The organism is Paenibacillus durus ATCC 35681 (assembly GCF_000993825.1).
Taxonomy (GTDB): domain Bacteria; phylum Bacillota; class Bacilli; order Paenibacillales; family Paenibacillaceae; genus Paenibacillus_AQ; species Paenibacillus_AQ durus_B.
Genome location: NZ_CP011114.1, coordinates 1,458,754 through 1,478,483 on the forward strand (window position 1 = coordinate 1,458,754; position 19,730 = coordinate 1,478,483).

Below are 19,730 nucleotides of genomic sequence, written 5' to 3' on the forward strand. Positions count from 1 at the left end.
GGAACAGGCAGGCCGCGGGGTACCGCAGCCTGCCTGTATTTCGTATAGCGCTCGCTGCCGGAGATCATAGGCCGACCCGATCTTAGGCGCGTACGCGTTCAACTACTGCGCACCGGTCTCCTTCTTCGGCGTTCTTGGCGGCAGAGGACCCAGGTACTGATAATACTGGCACTCGATCCGTCCATTGTACAGCTTGCGCCGCTTGTCCGCCTTTCTGCCGAAATAATGCTCGAACTGCTTGGCCGGACTAAGGGAGAAGAAGGACCAGGTCGGAAGATGAGCCATCATAACCCCGAACTGGCGGATCAGCTTCTCCGCCTCCTCCTTGTCGCTCAGCCGCTCCCCGTAAGGGGGATTGGTGATGATGCAGCCGTATTCGCCTTCCGGCTGCGCTTTGGAAGCGGGCAGGACGGAGAAGGTGATCTCACCGGACAGGCCCGCGCTCTTGGCGGCGGCCTGCGCGATATCGATCGCCTTCGGGTCGATGTCGCTGCCGGTTAGCTGCAGCGGATCGTCGTCGCGGACGGCGTCGAACGCTTCTTCGCGGGCGGTCTGCCACGCTTCCGGCGGGATCGCCGGCCAATGCTCGGACGGGAAAGAGCGCCGGAGCCCCGGAGCGATATTCCAGGCCATCATGGCCGCCTCGATCAGAAACGTGCCCGAGCCGCAGCACGGGTCGTACAAAGGGCGGCTGCCGTTCCAGCGGCTGAGCTTTAATAGCGCGGCGGCCATGGTCTCTTTGAGGGGCGCTTCCGTAACCAGCTTGCGGTAGCCCCGCTTATGCAGCGCAGGACCGGTTGTGTCCAGCGTAATTAGCGCGATATCATTGAGCAGCGTAACCTCAATAACGTATCGCGGACCATTCTCGGGGAACCAGTCGGTGCGGTAATATTGCTTCAGCTTATCGACAACCGCTTTTTTGACAATGCCCTGTGCGGCCGGGACGCTGGTAAGCTGCGACTTATGCGAGCGTCCCTCGACGGGGAATTCGCCATGCTCGGGAATCCAATCCTGCCACGGCAGCGCCTTGACGCCTTCGAACAGCTCGTCAAAGGTTTTAGCCGGAAATCGCCCCATATTGATCAGGACCCGATCCGAGGTGCGCAGCCACAGATTGCAGCGGCAAATATCGATAAAATCCCCGCTGAAGAGAACGCGGCCGTTCTCGGTAGCCGTTTCATAACCCAATTCGTTTAATTCGCGTGCGACGACGGCCTCCAGTCCCATGGGGGCGGTGGCAATCAGCTGCAATTTGCTCAAGAATCTCAACTCCGTTGCTTGTAGGTATGTGAGTAAAGCCAGTACAATCAAGTAGAAGCGTTAAGCAGCCGCCTTATAGGGGCAGACCCGCATCTCGTAGACCAGTATACTTTTTTTAGTATAGGCGAAGGAAGGGCGTATCACAACGTCCCGATTGGCCGGGGAACGGAAGTGCTTGCCTACATATGTAAAATGTGAACAAAAAGGAGATCAGTTATGCTTAATCAGGAGCAGTACTTTAATCAAGAGATGTACAGTGAGCAGTTATATACGGAAGATGAACTTCTGCTGTCGGTAAAAGAGGCCATCCGCGTGAGTGGCATGCCCGAAGTGTCGATTGCGCCGGGTTACGGAAGGCTGCTGAGCATGCTCGTTTCGCTTTCCCGCGCATCCAGCGTGCTGGAGATCGGAGCGCTCGGCGGATACAGCGGCATTTGCCTGGCCAGGGGACTGGCTTCCGGAGGAACATTAACCTCTCTGGAGCTAAAGCCGGAGTATGCCGAGATGGCGCGCCGCCATCTGGAACAAGCCGGATTCGGCGGCATTGTCGAATACCGGACAGGCCCCGCGCTGGACAGTCTTGCCCTGCTGGCGGAGGAAGGGAGAACGTTCGATTTCTTTTTTATCGATGCCGACAAGGAGAACTATCCGAACTATCTGGAATACGCCATACGGCTGGCGAAGCCGGGAGCGGTCATCGCGGGCGATAATATCTTCCTGCGCGGACGCACCCTGAATACGGACAAGAACGGGCCTGCCGTGCAGGCGATGCGCCGTTTCAACGAGATGATTGCAGGTGACAACCGGCTAACCAGCACGCTGCTGCCCGCGTATGACGGACTCGCTCTTGCAATTGTGAAATAAAGGCGGGAGGTTAACGAAACAGCCTGATCGGGGCAGCCTTGTACAGCATGATTCGGACCCATACCGTATTGATCAGCAGCATAGCGCCGGAGACGATGAATATGCCTTCGATGCCAATATAACCCGCCAGAAAGCCGCCGATCAGCGATCCCAGCATATTGCCGAGGGCCAGCGTGCTGCTGTTGAAGCCGAAGGCTCGGCTCTCCTTGCCGTCGGGTGTATAAGAACGGATCAGGGCGTTTACGCTCGGAAGAAGTCCGCCCATGAAGACGCCCATCAGAAAGCGGACGAATATGAGCTGCCAGACGCTGCCGACGAACGCCTGCGGAATAACAAACAGGGCAGCGCCGATCAGAGCGTAGGTCAGAATCCGGTGAGCGCCGACCTTATCGCTGAGTTTGCCGAGTACCGGCGAGGCGATCATGTTCGAGACCCCGGTTACTGCGCTGACCACTCCTGCCCAGAACGCGATATTGACAGCGGTCCCGTGCAGCCTCTCGACATATATGGGCAGCAAGGCCATCGGGCTTAGCATGGCGAACTGAATCAGGAACGTGACGGCGAACAGCGCCGGAAGCTGCGGAACCTTGATAAGATCTTTTAATCCTTCCAAAGTGGATACCTGCGGCTTGTGGGCGGCTTCCTCGCGGTTGAAATTCTCTTTAACCAGGAACATGGCGAGCAGCGTGGCGATGGACAGCAGCAGGCCAATCACGTAAAAGATCGGACGGAATCCGATCCAGTCCGCAAGCAGTCCGCCGATCAGCGGTCCGAGAATCGTTCCGGCTACGGAGCCGGACTGCATGAGGCCCATGGCGAATCCCATCCGGTGCTTCGGCGTCGTCCCCGAGACGAGTGAGATGGAAGCAGGATTGAATCCGGAGATGGTGCCGTTGAGCAGCCGGAGAAGGAGCAGCTGCCAGGGCGTCTGCGCAAAGCCCATCATCGTGATGACGATTGCCATGCCAAAGCCGGATCGCAGCAGCATGATTTTACGGCCGTATTTATCGGAAAGCGAGCCCCACAGCGGCTGAAACAGAAACGAAGTCATAAAATTGGCGGAAAAAATAATACCGGCCCATATCCCGACGGCATCCCCGCGAACGCCAAGGTCCTTGGCCAGATAGAGCGACAGAAACGGGGTGATCATCGTCATCCCGGCATTCACCAGAAATTGTCCAAACCAAAGCACATAGAGATTGATCTGCCAGGTCTCCCAAGTTTTCCACTTTTTCAATGTGCTTTTCACATCCTTTTTAAAATTCAAACCGTTCACAAAGATGACATTCTAATAGTATACCATATTTTTCTTAGGAACCGGAGGCGCATTCCATCCGTTGTCAAATAATTGTCATGCCTTGTAAGGTGTGACGGTTGTTACATTCTTTTAAAAAGGGCATAATATAATTTAAGAAAATTTTATCTAAATCTATGGAGATCTTATCATGACCTATAACGATACTTTTATCCGCGCCTGCAGAAAGCAGGAGACGGAGCATATTCCCGTATGGTACATGCGGCAGGCCGGCCGCTACGATCCCGAATACCGGAAGATCAAAGAGAAGTACTCACTGCTGGAAATCAGCAGGCAGCCTGAATTGGCGGCGGAAATTACGATGATGCCGGTGCGTAAACTGGGCGTCGATGCGGCCATTCTTTACTCCGACATCATGAATCCGGTGGCCTCCATCGGGGTGGAGTTCGACATTGTGCAAAATATCGGGCCCGTCATCGAGCGTCCAATTCGCAGCAGCGCAGACGTAGAGCGGCTGAAGCCGGTGGATGTGGAAGGCGACCTCGGCCATATTTTGGAAACGATCGCAATATTGGATAAAGAGCTGAAGGTGCCGCTGATTACCTTCGCCGGCGCGCCCTTCACGATTGCCAGCTATCTGATCGAAGGCCGTCCGTCCAAGAGCTATATTCGCACCAAAGAGCTGATGTACACGCAGCCCAAAGTCTGGGAAATGCTGATGGACAAGCTCGGAGACATGGTTATCGCTTACCTAAGGGCGCATGTCCGCAGCGGAGGCAAGGCGTTTCAACTGTTCGACAGCTGGGTGGGAGCCTTGTCGCCGCAGGATTTTGAAGTATTCGTTCTGCCGACCGTCTCCCGTATTTTTGCCGAATTATCTGATTTAGATGTGCCCAAAATCTATTTTCCCGGAGTGAGCTCCGGCGAATTGCTGTCCACCCTTACGGGACTTCAAGCGGATGTGATTGGTCTGGACTGGCGGGTGCCGCTGGACGAAGGCCGGCGCAGAACCGGCGGGAATTTCGCGATCCAGGGAAATCTTGATCCATATATTCTGACCGCGCCGATGAAGCTTATCAAAGATCGCGCCAAAGCGCTGATTGATGAAGGCATTCGCGAGCCCGGCTATGTGTTCAACCTGGGACACGGACTGTTCCCCGAAGCATCGCTCGACAAGCTGCGTGAATTGACGGAGTACGTCCACAGCTATTCCAAGGAAGCGCTGGCGCTCAAAGAAGCAGCTAGGCTGCGCTCCTGAATATCCGCTTATAATTATTCGTTAAGAGGTGATCTGCAAATTGACAACACAAATCGGCGTTCTGGTTATGTCCTACGGTACTCCTGAAAGCCTGGAGGACGTTGAGTCTTATTATACGCATATCCGGCGCGGCAATCCGCCATCGGCGGAACAGCTGAAAGAACTGAAGGACCGCTATGAAGCCATCGCCTGCGGAATATTCCCGCTGCGGGAAAATACGGACCGTCAGGTACAGGCGCTGCAGGACGCGCTAGGCCGAGATAATAAGGACAAGGATATCGAATATATTTGCTTCCAGGGTCTTAAGCACGCCCGTCCTTTCATCGAGGATGGAGTGGAGCGGATGGCGGAGAGCGGCATAAGGCAGGCAATAGGCATCGTGCTCGCTCCGCATTATTCCGTCATGAGTGTCGGAGGCTATATTAAACGGGCCCAAGAAAAAGCGGAAAGCTGCGGCATTCAAATGGCATTTGTAGAAAGCTACCATCTTCATCCCAAGCTTATCGAAGCGCTTAGCCGCCGCGTATCCGCAAAGCTGGACCAGTACGAGGAGGCGGGAGCGAACCGGGAAGACGTTCGAGTGCTCTTCAGCGCCCACAGCTTGCCGGAGCGGATTCTCTCCATGGGCGATCCATACCGGGACCAACTGCTGGAGACTTCCAAGGCGGTTGCGGAGCAAACCGGAGTTACCTCGTGGCAGTTTACCTGGCAGAGCGCCGGGAGAACGGCGGAGCCCTGGCTTGGGCCGGATATTCTGGATACGCTCCACGAGCTGAGCAAAGAGCAGGTGGAATACGTGCTGTCCGCCCCGATCGGATTTGTATCCGACCATCTTGAGGTGCTGTACGATCTGGATATTGAAGCAGAGGCTGTTGCGTCCGAGCTGGATATGCGTCTGATGCGGATTGAATCGCTGAACAGCGACCCGGCTTTCATGGCGGTGCTGAGCGATGTGGTGCGGGACCGGGCCGGAGAACTGAAGGCGGGACGCCCATGAGCGGAGCTTCACGCAAAGTCGTCATTATCGGTGGAGGTCTGAGCGGACTAAGCGCCGCTTTTTACGTGCGCAAATATTATAAAGAAGCCGGCATCCAGCCGGAAATAGTCATTCTCGAAAAAGAGCGCAGCCTTGGCGGGAAAATTGAGACCTTACATAAGGATGGCTTCGTGATCGAAAAAGGGCCGGATTCCTTCCTGGCCCGCAAGAAGGAAATGAGCGACCTGGCGGGAGAATTGGAGATCGACCATGAGCTGGTAACGACCAATCCGAACGCCAAGAAGACTTATATCTTGCAGCGCGGTAAGCTGCTGCCGATGCCCGCCGGCCTTATGCTGGGCATTCCGACGGATCTTAAGCCCTTTATAGGCACCAGGCTGCTCTCCTTTCCCGGCAAACTGCGCGCGCTTATGGATTTCGTTATTCCGCCCCGGCGCGGGGAGGAGGACGAGCCGCTTGGAGAGCTGATTGAGCGGCGCTTCGGAACAGAGGTGCTGGAGAACTTGACGGAGCCCCTCCTGGCCGGGATTTATGCGGCGGATATGCGGAAGATCAGCCTGCAGGCGACCTTTCCGCAGTTCGGTGAGATCGAGCGGCAGCACGGCAGTCTGATTCGCGGCATGATAATGGGGAAAAAGCCTCAAGAGACGCATACCGGCACGAAAAAGAGCATGTTCCTGACCTTCCGTCAGGGACTGCAAAGTCTCGTGCATGCGCTTATACATGAGCTGTATGATGTGGAGCAGCGCACGGAAACCGCCGCGATTGCTATCTATGACCGGATCGCCGAAACGAATAGCGGCACGGCCGGGGCTGAGGGAGCTGCGGCCTCGGCTGCTTTGGAACCAGCTGTTTCACCGCAAGCGCGCTACGCGGTAGAACTCGGAAACGGCGAATTACTGCCTGCGGACGACATCTATATCACGATTCCCAATTTCGCGGCGGCCGAGCTGCTGCGCCCGCATATCGATGTATCGGCACTGGACGCGGTGAACTATGTATCGGTTGCCAATGTGGTTATGGCCTTTTCCGGCAAAGAAATGGACGGTAATTTCGACGGCTCGGGCTTTCTCGTTCCCCGGAAGGAAGGGCGGAATATTACGGCCTGCACCTGGACTTCGGCCAAATGGCTGCATACGAGTCCCGAGGACAAGGTGCTGCTGCGCTGTTATGTGGGACGTTCGGGCGACGAGCAGAATGTGCAACTGCCGGACGAAGCGCTGGAAGAGCTGGTGCGCAAGGATCTGCGCGAGATTATGGGCGTAACGGCCCGGCCGTTGTTCACGGAAATTACGCGGCTGCCGAACTCGATGCCGCAGTATCCTGTTGGGCATCCGGCCGCAATTGCAGCGCTCCGCAGCGATCTGGCCGCCGTCCTTCCAGGCGTGCACGTATTCGGAGCCGGATATGACGGGATCGGCATGCCGGACTGCATTAAATTTGCGAAGCTTACGGCGAAGGCGGCTGCCGAAGGACTGCAAGCGAACTGATTTCTTCATACGTTATCTATCACATGATCGCAATATTAGCTGACGGCGAAGCGCGGGTTCTGCCCGCTCTTCGCCGTTTTTTTTACAGCATGGTTGTTCGGAAGACAAGGGGCCTCTTTCCGTCTTCGTTCTTGCTTGTTCGGGAGAGATTGATAGATATGATATAATAGAACGAGTTTAGCGGGCAAAGGAGTCAGAATACATATGTATCCCCCTAGATCCAGCAAAAAAAGAAGCAATAACACCAGAAAGAAGAGAAAAAACCGGATTTGGTCTTGGATCAACTTCAGTTTGCTGGCGCTGATCACGGTTCTGCTGTTCTATTTATTCTACAGCGGAGGGGGCCGCGATAGCATTCCTCTCCCCGAGACGGGAACGGCTTCGCCTTCACCGGAGAGATCAGCGGCGGCGGGAACCGCTGGAGCGGCTGAGCCCGGGGCATTAGGCGGAGCTTCAGCCGCTCCGTCAGACGTGCTTCAGCCGTCCGCTTCGGCCGCACCGTCTGCGGAAGCCATGCCGACGCCGTCTCCCGCAGCTAGTACAGGCAGCGGGCCGGAGCAGTCCGGCGCTTCACAGCAGGCGCCGGGAGCCGAAGCTGACGGGCAGTCGGCAGGACTGCCGGACGGCGAGGATGGCAGCGGAAAGACGGTAACGCTGAATTTTGCGGGTGATGTTATTTTTGCCAGCAAAGTCGGTGAGCTGTTGAAGCAGAAGGGCTATGACTATCCGTACGCCCGTCTGGGCGGGATGTTCCTACAGGATGACCTTTCCGTCATCAATCTGGAAACGCCTGTCACCGACCGAGGCACGGAGGCGAACAAGACCTTTGTGTTCAAGTCGCCTCCGGAGGCGCTGAATGCGCTGAAGGCTGCGGGAGTGGATGCCGTTAATCTGGCGAATAACCATACACTGGACATGGGCGAGCAGGGGCTGCGGGATACGCTTACCAATCTGAGTCAACAAGGCATTCCGTTCGTCGGAGCCGGAGCAGACTCCACCCAGGCTTATTCGGCGCAATATTTTAATCGCAAAGGAATGACCATTGCTCTGCTCGGCTTTACGCGGGTCATCCCCGAAGCCGGATGGGTAGCCGGAAAGGGCAAGCCCGGCGTAGCCTCCGCATATGACAGTGGCCCGGCGCTTAAGGCGATAGCCGAAGCCAGAAAAAAAGCGGATATTGTCGCCGTGATCGTCCATTGGGGGAAGGAACGGGAAAATGAGCCGAATGCGGTACAGCAGTCGCTGGGCAGGAGCTTTATCGACGCCGGCGCGGATCTCGTAATCGGGGGGCATCCCCATGTCCTTCAGGGACTTGAGCCGTATAAAGGGAAGTGGATCGCGTATAGTACGGGCAACTTTATTTTTACGCGTTCTTCTGCGAAGACCACCTGGGAGACGGCGGTGTTTCAGGCCGAATGCAGCGTCCAGGGACAATGCTCGATGAAGCTTACGCCTTTTGAAGCCGAATTGGGTCAGCCGGTGCCAATGAGCGCTGCTGACGGGCAGAAGCTGCTGCGGCGGGTAGAATCGCTCTCTTCCGGCAAAGTGGAGATCGACGAAGCGGGCAGAGTGACGGAGGCCGGACGTTAGCTTCCTGGTAATCCGCAGCCTGTACACTTCGGAGGATGCTTACATTTTTTTCGGGAGGGCTTGCTGTATGATGAACAACTTGTGCGTCGCTCATCGGGGATTTTCCGGCAAGGCTCCGGAGAACACGCTGGCCGCCATCCGTATGGCGATGGAACTCCCGTATGTGACCTGGATGGAAATCGACGTTCAACTGACGAGGGATGGAGTGCCTGTTCTGATTCACGATTACAGCCTGGACCGGACGACCAATGGCCGCGGCAAAGTGAAGAATATGGATTGGAGCCATATGCGGCTTCTCGATGCCGGGGGCTGGAAGGGCCGCGCCTTTCGGGGCGAAGGAGTTCCTTCGCTGGAAGAGGTGCTCGATCTGTGCAAAGGGCGGCTGCGGCTGAATATCGAGCTTAAGAACGCCGGCAACCTGTATCCCGGCATTGAAAAGACGGTTACGGAGCTGATCGCCTCCAAAGGGATGCAGGGCGAGACCGTGCTGACATCATTCGACTCCGGCACGCTGCTAAGGTGCGAAGAAGCCGATCCCGGCATCCGCCGGGGACTGATCTTGGACTCCAGGTGGGGCGATCCGGCCGGGCGCGTGCGGGAATTGGGCTGTTCTTTTTTATCTATAGGCTTCTCCCGCCTTACTCCCGGGCTGGCCAGATTTTTGTCGGGGCGCGGGGTCGGCATCATGGCCTGGACGGTGAATAAAGCTAAAGAGATGCGTCGCCTGGCGGACATGCATTCTGATATAATGATATGTACGAATCGCCCGGATATTTGGGGGGAGACGTTTTTAGGAAGCAAGTGACTAAACAAACTGACAGGAAAGAGAGCTGAATGCCAATGTGCGCTGCTGTAAACAACTTGTACTGTGTGGGACGGAACTACAAACTTCATGCGGAGGAGCTCGGCAATAAAGTGCCAACCGAACCGTTGATTTTCTTGAAGCCCTCTCATGCGGCTGTTCGTCTTGACAAAGAAACCATTCAGCTGCCGAAGGATTCCGGTCAGGTTCATTATGAAGGCGAGCTTGTGCTGCGCATCGCGCGTGACTACGTTCCCGGCATGAGCGTGGAAGAACTGGTGGATTCCATGGCTCTTGGACTGGATTTCACATTGCGGGACATTCATAACGATCTGCAAAAAAAGGGGCTTTCCTGGACGCCAGCCAAGGGCTTTAAAAATGCCGCGCCTCTGACCCCATTCATCGCATTTCCTTCCAAGGAAGAGCTGGAAGCGACCGATTTCACGGTTCGCAAGAACGGTGAAGAAGTGCAGCGGGGCAATGTGAAGAACATGATTTTTTCGCTGCAGACGATTGTGGATTTTATCGGCAGCCGCTACGGGCTAGGTAAGGATGACGTGATCTTCACCGGCACGCCCGCAGGCGTCGGTCCTACCGTCTCGGGCGATTCGTTCGAGCTGTATTGGGGCGACCGGCTGATGGGCACCTGCCTCATCGGATAACTTACTCAAGGATCATATACTGGAGTTGAAATCATGCAGTGGGTAATCGGCGCCTTGGGCGCCTTGTTCGTTGCCGGAGCGGCTTATCATAAGGGTTCGTTGAGTTTATCCGGGATGCTTGCCGCCATGCTCATGGGCACTGTCTATTTCGGAGCGGGCAACGCCTTTTGGTTCGGAATATTGCTGCTGTTCTTCATCTCCTCCAGCCTGCTGTCGAAGCTCAGGGCGGAGCATAAGGAGGAATTGGAACGTTCCTATGCCAAGACAGGAAGGCGGGATGCCGGCCAAGTGTTCGCCAACGGCGGTCTCGGCATGCTGTTCGTTCTGCTGAATGCCGTGTACCCGCTGCCCGCATGGGAGCTGCTCTTCGTCGGTGTGATGGCGACGGTGACTGCGGATACGTGGGCGACGGAAATCGGCACCTTGAACAAAAAGCCGCCACGATCAATACTGAACGGCAAAAAACTTCCAACAGGCGCTTCCGGCGGCGTTTCGCTCCCGGGTACGCTTGCGGCTGCGGCGGGCGGTCTCCTAATCGGCATCGCATCATGGGTTTTGCAGCATTTGACAGGAATGACTGGACAGTCGTTTGTGGCTTTAGCGGCTGCGGGCCTCCTTGGAGGACTCGTTGGCGCTTTTGCCGATTCCCTCCTTGGCGCTACGGTGCAGAAGATGAACCGCTGCGCCGTATGCGGCCGAGAGGTGGAGAGCGGGGTCCATTGCGGCATGCCCACGGCGCATGCGAGAGGGTGGCATTGGATGAGCAATGATGCGGTGAATGCCCTAAGCTCGATTGCCGGAGGAGCCGTGGCGCTGCTGATCGGCGGGCTGATGTGATTGTTTAGTTCCAAATCTACAGGGAAGGCGAATAACGACTATGAATATTATGACCGTAGAGCATCTTGTCAAAAGCTACGGAGAAAAAGTACTGTTCCAGGACGCGTCCTTCGGAATGGACGAGCGTGACAAGATCGGCGTCATCGGTGTGAACGGGACGGGCAAATCGACGCTTCTGCGGATTATTGCTGGACTTGAAAGTCCGGACGAGGGGCAAGTTGCTATCGGCAATGATGTGCGCGTACAGTTTTTGGCGCAGAATCCGCCCTATAATCCGGAGTATACCGTGCTTCAGCAGGTATTTGCCGGAGACAATCCGGAGCTGGCCGTCATGCGGCGGTACATGGAGACGACGGCACTGCTTGAAGCCGATCCGGGGAATACGAAATTGGAAGCAGAGCTAGTCCGCCAAGGTCAGGACATCGACGCCGCAGGGGTCTGGCATTTGGAGAGCGAAGCGAAAAGCGTGCTATCCAAGCTCGGGATTCAGCAGTTCGACGCGCGTATGGGGTCGCTCTCCGGCGGACAGCGCAAACGGGTCGCGCTGGCGGCGGCCCTGATTACACCTTCGGAGCTGCTCATTCTAGACGAACCTACCAACCATATCGACACGTCTTCGGTCGCCTGGCTGGAGCAGTATTTACAGAAGCGGCGCGGCGCGCTGCTGATGGTCACTCATGATCGCTACTTTCTTGAGCGGGTGGCGGGCGTTATGCTGGAGGTGGATCAGGGACGGTTGTTCCGCTATGAAGCGAATTATTCCCGCTTCTTGGAGCTGAAGGCCGAGCGCGAAGAGCGGGAGGCTGCTTCCGAGCAGAAGCGGCAGAACCTACTGCGCAGCGAGCTGGCCTGGATCAGGCGCGGCGCCAAGGCGCGGTCGACGAAGCAGAAGGCGAGGATCGAGCGCTTCGAGAAGCTGAGAGACCAGCAGGGCGTATCCTCCGGCAGCCAGTTGGAGATTTCCGCTGCCTCGACAAGGCTGGGGCGCAAGATCCTTGAAATTGAGGATCTGGTGATGTCCAGGGGCGGCCGGACGCTCATTAAGGATTTGAGCTACATCGCTGTCCCGCAGGACCGCGTTGGTATCGTCGGGCCGAACGGCAGCGGCAAATCGACGCTGCTGAACCTGATTGCCGGCAAGCTGCAGCCGGACAGCGGCGAGGTCGTGCTTGGACCGACGGTGAAGCTGGGCTATTTCACCCAGGAACATCAGGATATGGACGACACGCTGCGGGTGATTGAATACATCAAGGAAGAAGCGGAAGTCGTCCGTACGGCGGACGGCTCCTCGATTACGGCGGCTCAGATGCTGGAACGCTTCCTGTTCCCGCCGGCGATGCAGTGGACGCCGATCTCGAAGCTGTCCGGCGGAGAGAAAAGGAGACTGTATCTTCTGCGCGTACTGATGAGCGCTCCCAATGTGCTGCTGCTGGACGAACCGACCAATGACCTGGATATCGGCACACTTGCGATCTTGGAAGACTATCTGGATGAGTTTCCCGGAGTCGTCTTTACCGTCTCGCATGACCGGTTCTTCCTGGACCGGACGGTGGACAAGATCATCGCGTTCGAGGACGGAATGATCCGGGTTCATGTCGGTGATTACAGCGAGTACGAAGAGTGGCTGGCCAAGAATGGGCCGGTTCGCAGCACCGCAGGCGATGGGAAAGAGGATGCGGCAGCCAAACATGGCTCAGGCAGCCAGTCTCCGCAAGGACAAACTGCTCCTGCTCCGGCTCCGGCCCGGGAAAAGCTGAAATTTTCATTCAAGGAACAGCGGGAGTATGAAGAGATTGACAGCCTCGTTGAGCAGGCCGAGCAGCGTCTAAGTTCCATTGCCGCGCAGATGGAAGCGGCCTTTGCCGATTCCGGGAAGCTCCAGCAATTGGTGGAGGAGCAGCGCGCGGCCGAGGCGGAGCTGGAGCGGCTGATGGATCGCTGGACTTATCTGAACGAACTGGCGGAGAAAATCGCGAACAAATCGTAACGGGCCGTTCGCAGCAATAATCGAGGAGGCGGATTTATGCGATCGACGCTTGAGGACGCGGTCCGGTTGCGCGAAGAGGGGCGGGCTGAAGCGGCGAAGGATAAGCTTCTCCTGCTGCTTCAGCAATATGAGAGCAGCATGTCAGCCGGTCACAATCGGTTCATTCGGCAAGCTACTTCCGAAGCCGAACCCGAAGCGAAGAGCACAAGCTCCGGGCAGGACCCGTTCTACGCTGAGCTGCTCTATCAAATCGCCTGGACACATGATGTTATGGGTCTGGAGAGCGCCGCCGTTCCCTTTTATGAACAAAGCTTGTCAGCCGGGTTGGCCAAAAAATGGAGACCTGGCGCTCTTTTGGGATTAGGCAGTACATATCGAACGCTGGGCCAATACGAACAATCGGAAAATGTGCTGCGGCGGGCGATCGAAGACTATCCCCAGCACAGAGAATTTCAAGTGTTCTATGCGATGACCTTGTACAATTTACGGCAAAATGACAAGGCTATGGGAGTTCTGCTGCATTTGCTTGCTGATACGTCCGGCGATCCCGGTATTTCCGAATATGCCCGGGCTATTAGTTTCTATGCCGACAAACTCGATCAGGTATGGTAATAGATAAGATAAACTTAAAGATGGGGTGAGTGCATTGACAAAGTATGATTTTGACCGTGTTGTCAACCGGAGCAATACGCATTCCTACAAGTGGGACCAAGTGGAAAAACTGTTCGGAAACAAGGATATTTTACCGCTATGGGTGGCGGATATGGACTTCGAAAGTCCACCGGCTGTAAAAGAGGCGCTGGTTCGGCGCGCAGAGCAGGGCATTTATGGATATTGCATCCAAAGCGACTCGTACATTGACTCGATCACCGGATGGTTCCGCCGCCGCCACGATTGGGAAATTTCCAAGGAATGGATTTCGCAATCGCCCGGTATCGTAACTACATTAAGCTTGGCGGTCGAGCTGTTCAGCGAACCGGGAGCCGAGGTTATTTTACAGTCGCCGGTCTACTATCCTTTCTACGATGTCATCAAAATGAACGGCCGCCAAGTGGCCGACAATCCGCTCGTGCACCGGAACGGACGCTATGAAATGGACTATGAGCAGCTGGAAGGGCTGATGAAGGGCGGCGCCAAGCTGCTGCTGCTGTGCAGCCCGCATAACCCCGGCGGACGGGTGTGGGAGCGCGAGGAACTGCTGCGGCTCGGAGAGTTGTGCCTGCAATACGGCGTTACTGTGGTTTCTGACGAAATCCACTGTGATTTGGCGCTTCCCGGACACAAGCATATTCCGTTCGCCTCGCTGTCCAAGGAACTGTCGGACATTACACTGATGGCGCTGGCTCCGACCAAAACTTTCAATCTGCCGGGCATTCAATCCTCTTTTATCGTGGCATCGAACCCGGAAATGAAACGCAAATTCGAGACGCGGATTAAGACATTTAGTCTGCATATGGCCAGCTTTTTCGCACAGGATGCGGTAGAAGCAGCCTATACCGAAGGGGCTGAGTGGCTTGACGAACTGATCTCCTACATCAGCGGCAACATCGAGCACACGGTCTCTTATCTGGCTGAGCACTTGCCGCAAGTCAAGGTAATGAAGCCAGAGGCTACCTACCTGTTGTGGGTGGATTGCCGGGCGCTGGGCTTAAACGGGGCAGGGCTGAAAAAGCTGATGTATCAAGAGGCAGGCGTTGCCTTTAATGAGGGTTCGGTGTTCGGAAGTGAAGGGGAAGGGTTTCTGCGGATCAACATGGCCTGCCCAAGATCGATTTTGCAGGCAGCCTTGGAGCGGTTCAGCGCGGCTGCGGCGAAGGTTGTTGTGAAGTAAATAGAGCATAAAAAGCTGGCCCCGGGAAACCTCGAGGCCAGCTTTTTTACGGACATAATGATAAGACGCGGCAGTGTGTCTGTCCCGTTAGCATAAAAGGGAGGCCGGAGAGCCTCCCTTGTTCATTTTCAGCAGCCAGCCGCAGGCACAAGCTTCTGTCAATTCGCTCCCACATAAGCGGCCAGCAGCTTGGCCGTATTGAATACGGCCTGCTTATGCGTGCGCTCCATGGAGTGGGAAGCGTGAACGCCCGGGCCGATCAGCGCGGCCCGGATATTGGCGCCGCCATGAAGCGCCGCAGAGGCGTCAGAGCCGTAATGCGGATAAATATCAACCGCATGGGGGATACCCAGGCCCTGAGCCAGCTCGATGAGCCGTCCGGTCATCGTATAATCGTAAGGGCCGGTGGAGTCTTTGGCGCAGATGGAGACGTCGGTCTCCTTGCAGCTCAAATCGTCGCCCAGGACGCCCATATCGACGGCGATCAATTCGCTGATGCCGCCGGGAATCCAGGAGGCGCCGTGTCCGACCTCTTCATAATTGGAGATCAGCAGCGACAGATTATGCAGCGGTTTCCAGCCTTCACGCTTGATGCTTTCCAGCAGGCCGAGCAGGGCGGCGACGCTTGCTTTATCGTCCAGATGGCGCGACTTGATATAACCGCTTGGCGTAATAACGGGACGGGCGTCAAACGAAATAAAATCGCCGACGGCGATGCCCAGCTTCAGTACATCGTCCTTGCTTGAGACGACCTCATCGATGCGGACCTCCATATTTTCTTCGATCCGCTTAATATCACGGGCATCGGCGGGGTAGGCATGGGCGGAAGGCCGCGTCGACAAAATCGTTCCGGTATAAGTCTTTCCGCTGCGTGTATGAATGACGCAGTATTCATTCTCGATGCTGTACATCGTGAAGCCCCCGACGGAGGTCAGGCGCAGAGTGCCGTCCGGACGGATGGAGCGGACCATCGCACCGAGCGTATCGACATGGGCGCTCAGTCCGACGGTGCGGGAGGGATCAAGGCCGTCGACACTTAGGATTAACCCGCCTTTTTCGTTCCAGGATAGGCTTGCTCCAAGAGCGGCGCCTTCTTCAGCAACAAGCTTCATGACGGCATGGGTGAAGCCGCTAGGGCTTGGTGTATCGAGCAGTTTCTTGAGGATATTCAGAATGTATTCTTCATTGGGCTGGATTGAAAGGATCGGCATGGAAATCCTCCTGTCTTTTTAACTATAAGATGAACTTAAGATTCTACCATCAAATATCAGTCGTAACTACGAGGAACGTTTGGACTTCCGGCCGCTGTTGTCTCCAGATTTCTTGATTTAACCGCTCTTCGCGGATGAAATCCGGAGACAAAGGCGGTCGCTATCGCTCCTACAGTTCCAAACTTCCCCTTCGTTACTCCTTATCCTGATGTCATTTTTCAAGTTCATCTTATATAGTAAGCAATCAACCGTACATTAATTAAATGTTGTCGTTCCGCCGGGAATGGTGCTCTCTGCCATCGTACTCACCGCATTTGCCGTTTCCAGTTCCGCGATTTTTTCATTGGCTTTCACGAGCTCGGCAGTAAGGGATTTGATCTTTCTTTGCTGCTTGTACTGACGGAATATTCCGTACGAGCCTACGATTACTCCGCCGATCAGCGCGCAGCTGAGAATGACCAGGATCAGCGGGAGCGACACGATGCTGAAACCGAAGTTCACTTGAACCGGATCGACGTTGATAACGGCAAAAAAAGCGATAAACAGCGCAAAAATCAGGCCGAAAATTAAAGACCATTGCATTTTCATAACAAACTTCCTCCTTGGGAAAATTCCGAATCGGCAGTTAGACGGCCGCTTTACATTATAAAGTCCCTTACCCGAAAAGGGCAAGGGACGATATGAACTTGCAACCGAGATCGCCAAAGGGCTCATACTTTACTTCGTCAACTGTTCCATTTGCCCAATCACATCTTCAAAGACGCTCATCGCTTCGCGGATCGGCTGAGGCGAGGACATATCGACGCCCGCTTTTTTCAAAATATTGATGGAATAGTCGCTGCCGCCGCTCTTCAGGAACCCGAGATACCGGTCAACCGCCGGCTTGCCTTCTTCCAAAATCTGCTTGGAGAAGCTGGTGGCCGCCGAGAAGCCTGTCGCATATTTGTAGACATAGAAGCTGTTATAGAAATGCGGAATCCGTGCCCATTCCATCTCGATATCCTTGTCCACGACCATGTCCTTGCCGTAATACTTGACGTTCAGATCATAGTAAATGGCCGACAGATCCTGCGGTGTGAGCGATTCGCCTTTCTCGGCGCGCTCGTGCACGATTTTCTCGAATTCGGCAAACATCGTCTGACGGAACACCGTGGTGCGGAATTGGTCCGCATAGTAGGTGAGCAGATACATTTTTTCCTTCTTGTCCGTCGATTTTTCCAGCAAATAATGCATCAGCAGCGCTTCGTTCGTCGTCGAGGCTACCTCGGCCAGAAAAATAGTATATTGCGCGTCGCGATATTTCAGCGCATTATCCGAATAGTACGAGTGGAGGGCGTGGCCCATTTCATGCGCCAGCGTGAACATACTGTTCAGGTTGTCGTTATGGTTCAGCAGCACGTACGGGTGAGTGCCGTAGGCTCCCCAGCTGTACGCTCCGGTGCGCTTGTTCTCGTTCTCGTAAATGTCGATCCAGCCGTTGTCGTAGCCTTCCTGGAGCGTCTTCAGATAATCCTCGCCCAGCGGCTTTAGGCCTTCCTTCGTAATTTTTTTGGCTTCCTCAAAAGGGATATCCAACTTGTATTCGTCCACCAGCGGCGCGAACAGATCGTACATATGGAGTTCATCAACGCCCAGCAGCTTCTGGCGCAGCTTCATGTAACGGTGCATCAGCGGCAGGCTCTCATGGATCGTGTCGACGAGGTTCGTGTAGACTTCCTGGGAAATGTTGTCGCCGAACAGCGACATCTCCAGGACGGAAGGATATTTGCGCACGCGCGAATAAAAGACGTTCTTGTTCACATTAGCACTCAGGGTTGCGGCGATCGTGTTCTTCTGCTTGGCGTAGGTGTCGTACACCGCCGTAAAGGCGTTCTTACGGACTTCCCGGTTCGGGCTTTCAAGGAATTTAATGTAGCTTCCGTGGGTCAGCTCAACTTCTTTCCCGGACTCGTCCTTGATTTTCGGGAATTTAAGATCGGCGTTGTTCAGCATGCCGAAAATATTTTGCGGTGCCTGGGACAGCGTACCAACCTGCGCGAGCAGCGCCTCTTCCTGTTTCGAGAGAACATGGGCTTTTTGACGCTTCATTTCGGTCAACGTAAATGTATAATCCGAAAGCGCCGGATCGGCGATGAATTCGTCCAGCTTCTCCACGGGCAGCGCAAGAATCTCCGGAGTTATATAGGAGAGGGCTTCGCCCGCATCCACGCTAAGCTTCTTTGCTTTCTGCGAAAGCGCCTGATAGACCGGGTTCGCGGTGTCTTCATCCTGGCGCATGTGGGCGTATACATATAGACGCTCGGTCTTGAGCGACAGTTCGTCGTCCAACTCGAAGCACTCTTTCAGTGCGGAAGCGGTGCTGAGCTTGCCTTGGAATTTGGAGGCTTCCTCAATCAGGTTCTTGGCTTGGTCATAAGTTTTATCCCATTCCTGCTGTGAAGCAAACATATCTTCAAGCTTCCAACGGTTCTCGGCGGGCACTTCGCTTCTCTTCAATAGTTGTTCCATAGGAATCCTCCTTAATAAATGGGATGAGATCTGCGCGGGCTGCGGTTTGGCCGCAGCGGAGGAGAAGCTCCCCTGCAGCAGACCGAGCGCAAGCAGCGCTGAAAGGGATCTGGCTGCAAAAGACATGACGGCGACCTCCTTGAATGTAAAGGTGCGCCTAGTATTCCCTCGAGATCTGTGATTATGAATCTATTTATGGATCTATTCTTGCGCCGAATGCCATTTTGTCTCGCTTAACATCATGTCAGCAAGTCATAGATGACAAAGACAAAAGCCAGCGCAATCATTGCAACCGTAATTAACGCCATGACTCTTCTCAATCTGGGATCAAGGCGGTCCTTGCTCATAATCAGTACGGCGCCCAAGCATAGAACAGCGACAACATATATGGCTAGACTTTCATTGTTCATGTCTTATACCTGCTTAAACGCCGCCATGATGCGATTGTATTCTTCCTCGTTATCTTTATAGGATTCCTTATTAAACCGGTTATTAACCCATTGCATCAACGCGGGACGGCTTAGAAAGGTATGCGTTTCTTCGCCCCACTGGTCGGATATTTCCCTCAGTACAATATAGCGGCCCTGGACCTCTACAGTCATCATATTCCATTTATCCGTCTTGTAGATTTCGTGTTTTTTGATCATTGTTGTCCCACCCTGGCGATATTTGGCTTTTGATAAATGATAACGCACCGGAGAAGGGAAAAGCAAATTAATTCCGGGTCAATTAAAAGATGGATTGCTTTGCCTGGAAGATTGAAGTATAATGTAGACATTCGCCATATATGGCGGCATTTTTAGGAGGTTGTTCACTTGAAAGGTACAGTAAAATGGTTTAACGCAGAAAAAGGCTACGGCTTCATCCAAGTTGATGGCGGCGAAGACGTATTCGTTCATTTCTCCGCAATCCAAGGAGATGGCTTCAAAACTTTGGAAGAAGGTCAATCCGTTGAGTTCGAAATCACTGAAGGCAACCGTGGACCGCAAGCAGCTAACGTAATCAAACTGTAAGACAAGGCGGAAGGGAACAGCCCTTCGCTCTGAATATACTTGATATGGTAAGCTTTTATTAAGGCGTAACCCAAGCAATGTATAACTCAAGACACAGTTCTCTTTATGGGAGCTGTGTTTTTTATTTTGGTGCGGGGATTATTTCAACAGCATCTTTTCCAAAAA

General features: G+C 54.7%; 19 protein-coding genes. 12 read left to right on the forward strand and 7 right to left on the reverse strand.

Features of this window, described 5'->3' with window-relative positions:
- Positions 1-102 precede the first annotated feature (102 nt).
- The gene (locus VK70_RS06535; RefSeq protein ID WP_046723017.1) at positions 103-1,260 is read right to left on the reverse strand and encodes a THUMP domain-containing class I SAM-dependent RNA methyltransferase; all 1,158 of its coding nucleotides are present in this window, start codon (positions 1,258-1,260) and stop codon (positions 103-105) included.
- A gap of 216 nt (positions 1,261-1,476) precedes the next feature.
- On the opposite strand from VK70_RS06535, the gene VK70_RS06540 reads away from it, so the two are divergent.
- The gene (locus VK70_RS06540) at positions 1,477-2,124 is read left to right on the forward strand and encodes an O-methyltransferase (protein ID WP_025694609.1); all 648 of its coding nucleotides are present in this window, start codon (positions 1,477-1,479) and stop codon (positions 2,122-2,124) included.
- A 10-nt stretch (positions 2,125-2,134) separates the two neighbouring features.
- Here VK70_RS06540 and VK70_RS06545 read toward each other — a convergent pair whose 3' ends face one another.
- Positions 2,135-3,361, reverse strand: a complete 1,227-nt coding sequence (locus VK70_RS06545) for an MFS transporter (protein ID WP_036639080.1) — start codon at positions 3,359-3,361, stop codon at positions 2,135-2,137.
- A gap of 208 nt (positions 3,362-3,569) precedes the next feature.
- Here VK70_RS06545 and hemE point away from each other — a divergent pair, with 208 nt between their 5' ends.
- The 10 genes from hemE to VK70_RS06595 all read left to right on the forward strand — a co-directional run bounded on the left by hemE (position 3,570) and on the right by VK70_RS06595 (position 14,833).
- Complete coding sequence (hemE, locus tag VK70_RS06550; RefSeq protein ID WP_025694607.1) at positions 3,570-4,637, forward strand: uroporphyrinogen decarboxylase; 1,068 nt, start codon at positions 3,570-3,572, stop codon at positions 4,635-4,637.
- A gap of 40 nt (positions 4,638-4,677) precedes the next feature.
- Complete coding sequence (gene hemH / locus VK70_RS06555) at positions 4,678-5,634, forward strand: ferrochelatase (RefSeq protein WP_025694606.1); 957 nt, start codon at positions 4,678-4,680, stop codon at positions 5,632-5,634.
- Positions 5,631-7,124 carry a protoporphyrinogen oxidase gene (gene hemG / locus VK70_RS06560; RefSeq protein WP_025694605.1) on the forward strand — a complete coding sequence of 498 codons (1,494 nt, stop codon included), beginning with the start codon at positions 5,631-5,633 and terminating at the stop codon, positions 7,122-7,124. Before hemH ends, hemG begins: the two co-directional genes overlap by 4 nt.
- A gap of 204 nt (positions 7,125-7,328) precedes the next feature.
- A complete protein-coding gene (locus VK70_RS06565) occupies positions 7,329-8,714 on the forward strand; it encodes a CapA family protein (protein WP_046723018.1) in 1,386 nt (461 codons plus the stop codon).
- 70 nt (positions 8,715-8,784) lie between these two features.
- On the forward strand, positions 8,785-9,519 hold the full coding sequence (locus tag VK70_RS06570) for a glycerophosphodiester phosphodiesterase (protein ID WP_025698284.1): 735 nt from the start codon (positions 8,785-8,787) through the stop codon (positions 9,517-9,519).
- 35 nt (positions 9,520-9,554) lie between these two features.
- Positions 9,555-10,178, forward strand: a complete 624-nt coding sequence (locus tag VK70_RS06575; protein ID WP_025698282.1) for a fumarylacetoacetate hydrolase family protein — start codon at positions 9,555-9,557, stop codon at positions 10,176-10,178.
- A 33-nt stretch (positions 10,179-10,211) separates the two neighbouring features.
- Positions 10,212-11,015, forward strand: a complete 804-nt coding sequence (locus VK70_RS06580; RefSeq protein WP_025698280.1) for a DUF92 domain-containing protein — start codon at positions 10,212-10,214, stop codon at positions 11,013-11,015.
- A gap of 40 nt (positions 11,016-11,055) precedes the next feature.
- A complete protein-coding gene (locus VK70_RS06585; protein WP_046723020.1) occupies positions 11,056-13,002 on the forward strand; it encodes an ABC-F family ATP-binding cassette domain-containing protein in 1,947 nt (648 codons plus the stop codon).
- 36 nt (positions 13,003-13,038) lie between these two features.
- Complete coding sequence (locus VK70_RS06590; RefSeq protein ID WP_025697328.1) at positions 13,039-13,614, forward strand: tetratricopeptide repeat protein; 576 nt, start codon at positions 13,039-13,041, stop codon at positions 13,612-13,614.
- 34 nt (positions 13,615-13,648) lie between these two features.
- Positions 13,649-14,833 carry a MalY/PatB family protein gene (locus VK70_RS06595; RefSeq protein WP_046723022.1) on the forward strand — a complete coding sequence of 395 codons (1,185 nt, stop codon included), beginning with the start codon at positions 13,649-13,651 and terminating at the stop codon, positions 14,831-14,833.
- A 158-nt stretch (positions 14,834-14,991) separates the two neighbouring features.
- On the opposite strand, the gene VK70_RS06600 is transcribed toward VK70_RS06595, so the two are convergent.
- The 5 genes from VK70_RS06600 to VK70_RS06620 all read right to left on the reverse strand — a co-directional run bounded on the left by VK70_RS06600 (position 14,992) and on the right by VK70_RS06620 (position 19,199).
- A complete protein-coding gene (locus tag VK70_RS06600) occupies positions 14,992-16,044 on the reverse strand; it encodes a M42 family metallopeptidase (RefSeq protein ID WP_036641939.1) in 1,053 nt (350 codons plus the stop codon).
- Positions 16,045-16,299: 255 nt separating this feature from the next.
- Positions 16,300-16,632 (reverse strand): LapA family protein, encoded by a 333-nt coding sequence (locus VK70_RS06605; protein WP_025698207.1) that lies wholly within the window; start codon positions 16,630-16,632, stop codon positions 16,300-16,302.
- 129 nt (positions 16,633-16,761) lie between these two features.
- Complete coding sequence (pepF, locus tag VK70_RS06610) at positions 16,762-18,552, reverse strand: oligoendopeptidase F (RefSeq protein ID WP_025698205.1); 1,791 nt, start codon at positions 18,550-18,552, stop codon at positions 16,762-16,764.
- Positions 18,553-18,791: 239 nt separating this feature from the next.
- Positions 18,792-18,962: a hypothetical protein gene (locus tag VK70_RS28500; RefSeq protein ID WP_036641936.1), complete on the reverse strand. Its 171-nt coding sequence runs from the start codon at positions 18,960-18,962 to the stop codon at positions 18,792-18,794.
- Positions 18,963-18,965: 3 nt separating this feature from the next.
- Positions 18,966-19,199 (reverse strand): hypothetical protein, encoded by a 234-nt coding sequence (locus VK70_RS06620; RefSeq protein WP_025689191.1) that lies wholly within the window; start codon positions 19,197-19,199, stop codon positions 18,966-18,968.
- A 168-nt stretch (positions 19,200-19,367) separates the two neighbouring features.
- Here VK70_RS06620 and VK70_RS06625 point away from each other — a divergent pair, with 168 nt between their 5' ends.
- Positions 19,368-19,565 (forward strand): cold shock domain-containing protein, encoded by a 198-nt coding sequence (locus VK70_RS06625; RefSeq protein WP_025334410.1) that lies wholly within the window; start codon positions 19,368-19,370, stop codon positions 19,563-19,565.
- Positions 19,566-19,730: the final 165 nt, after the last annotated feature.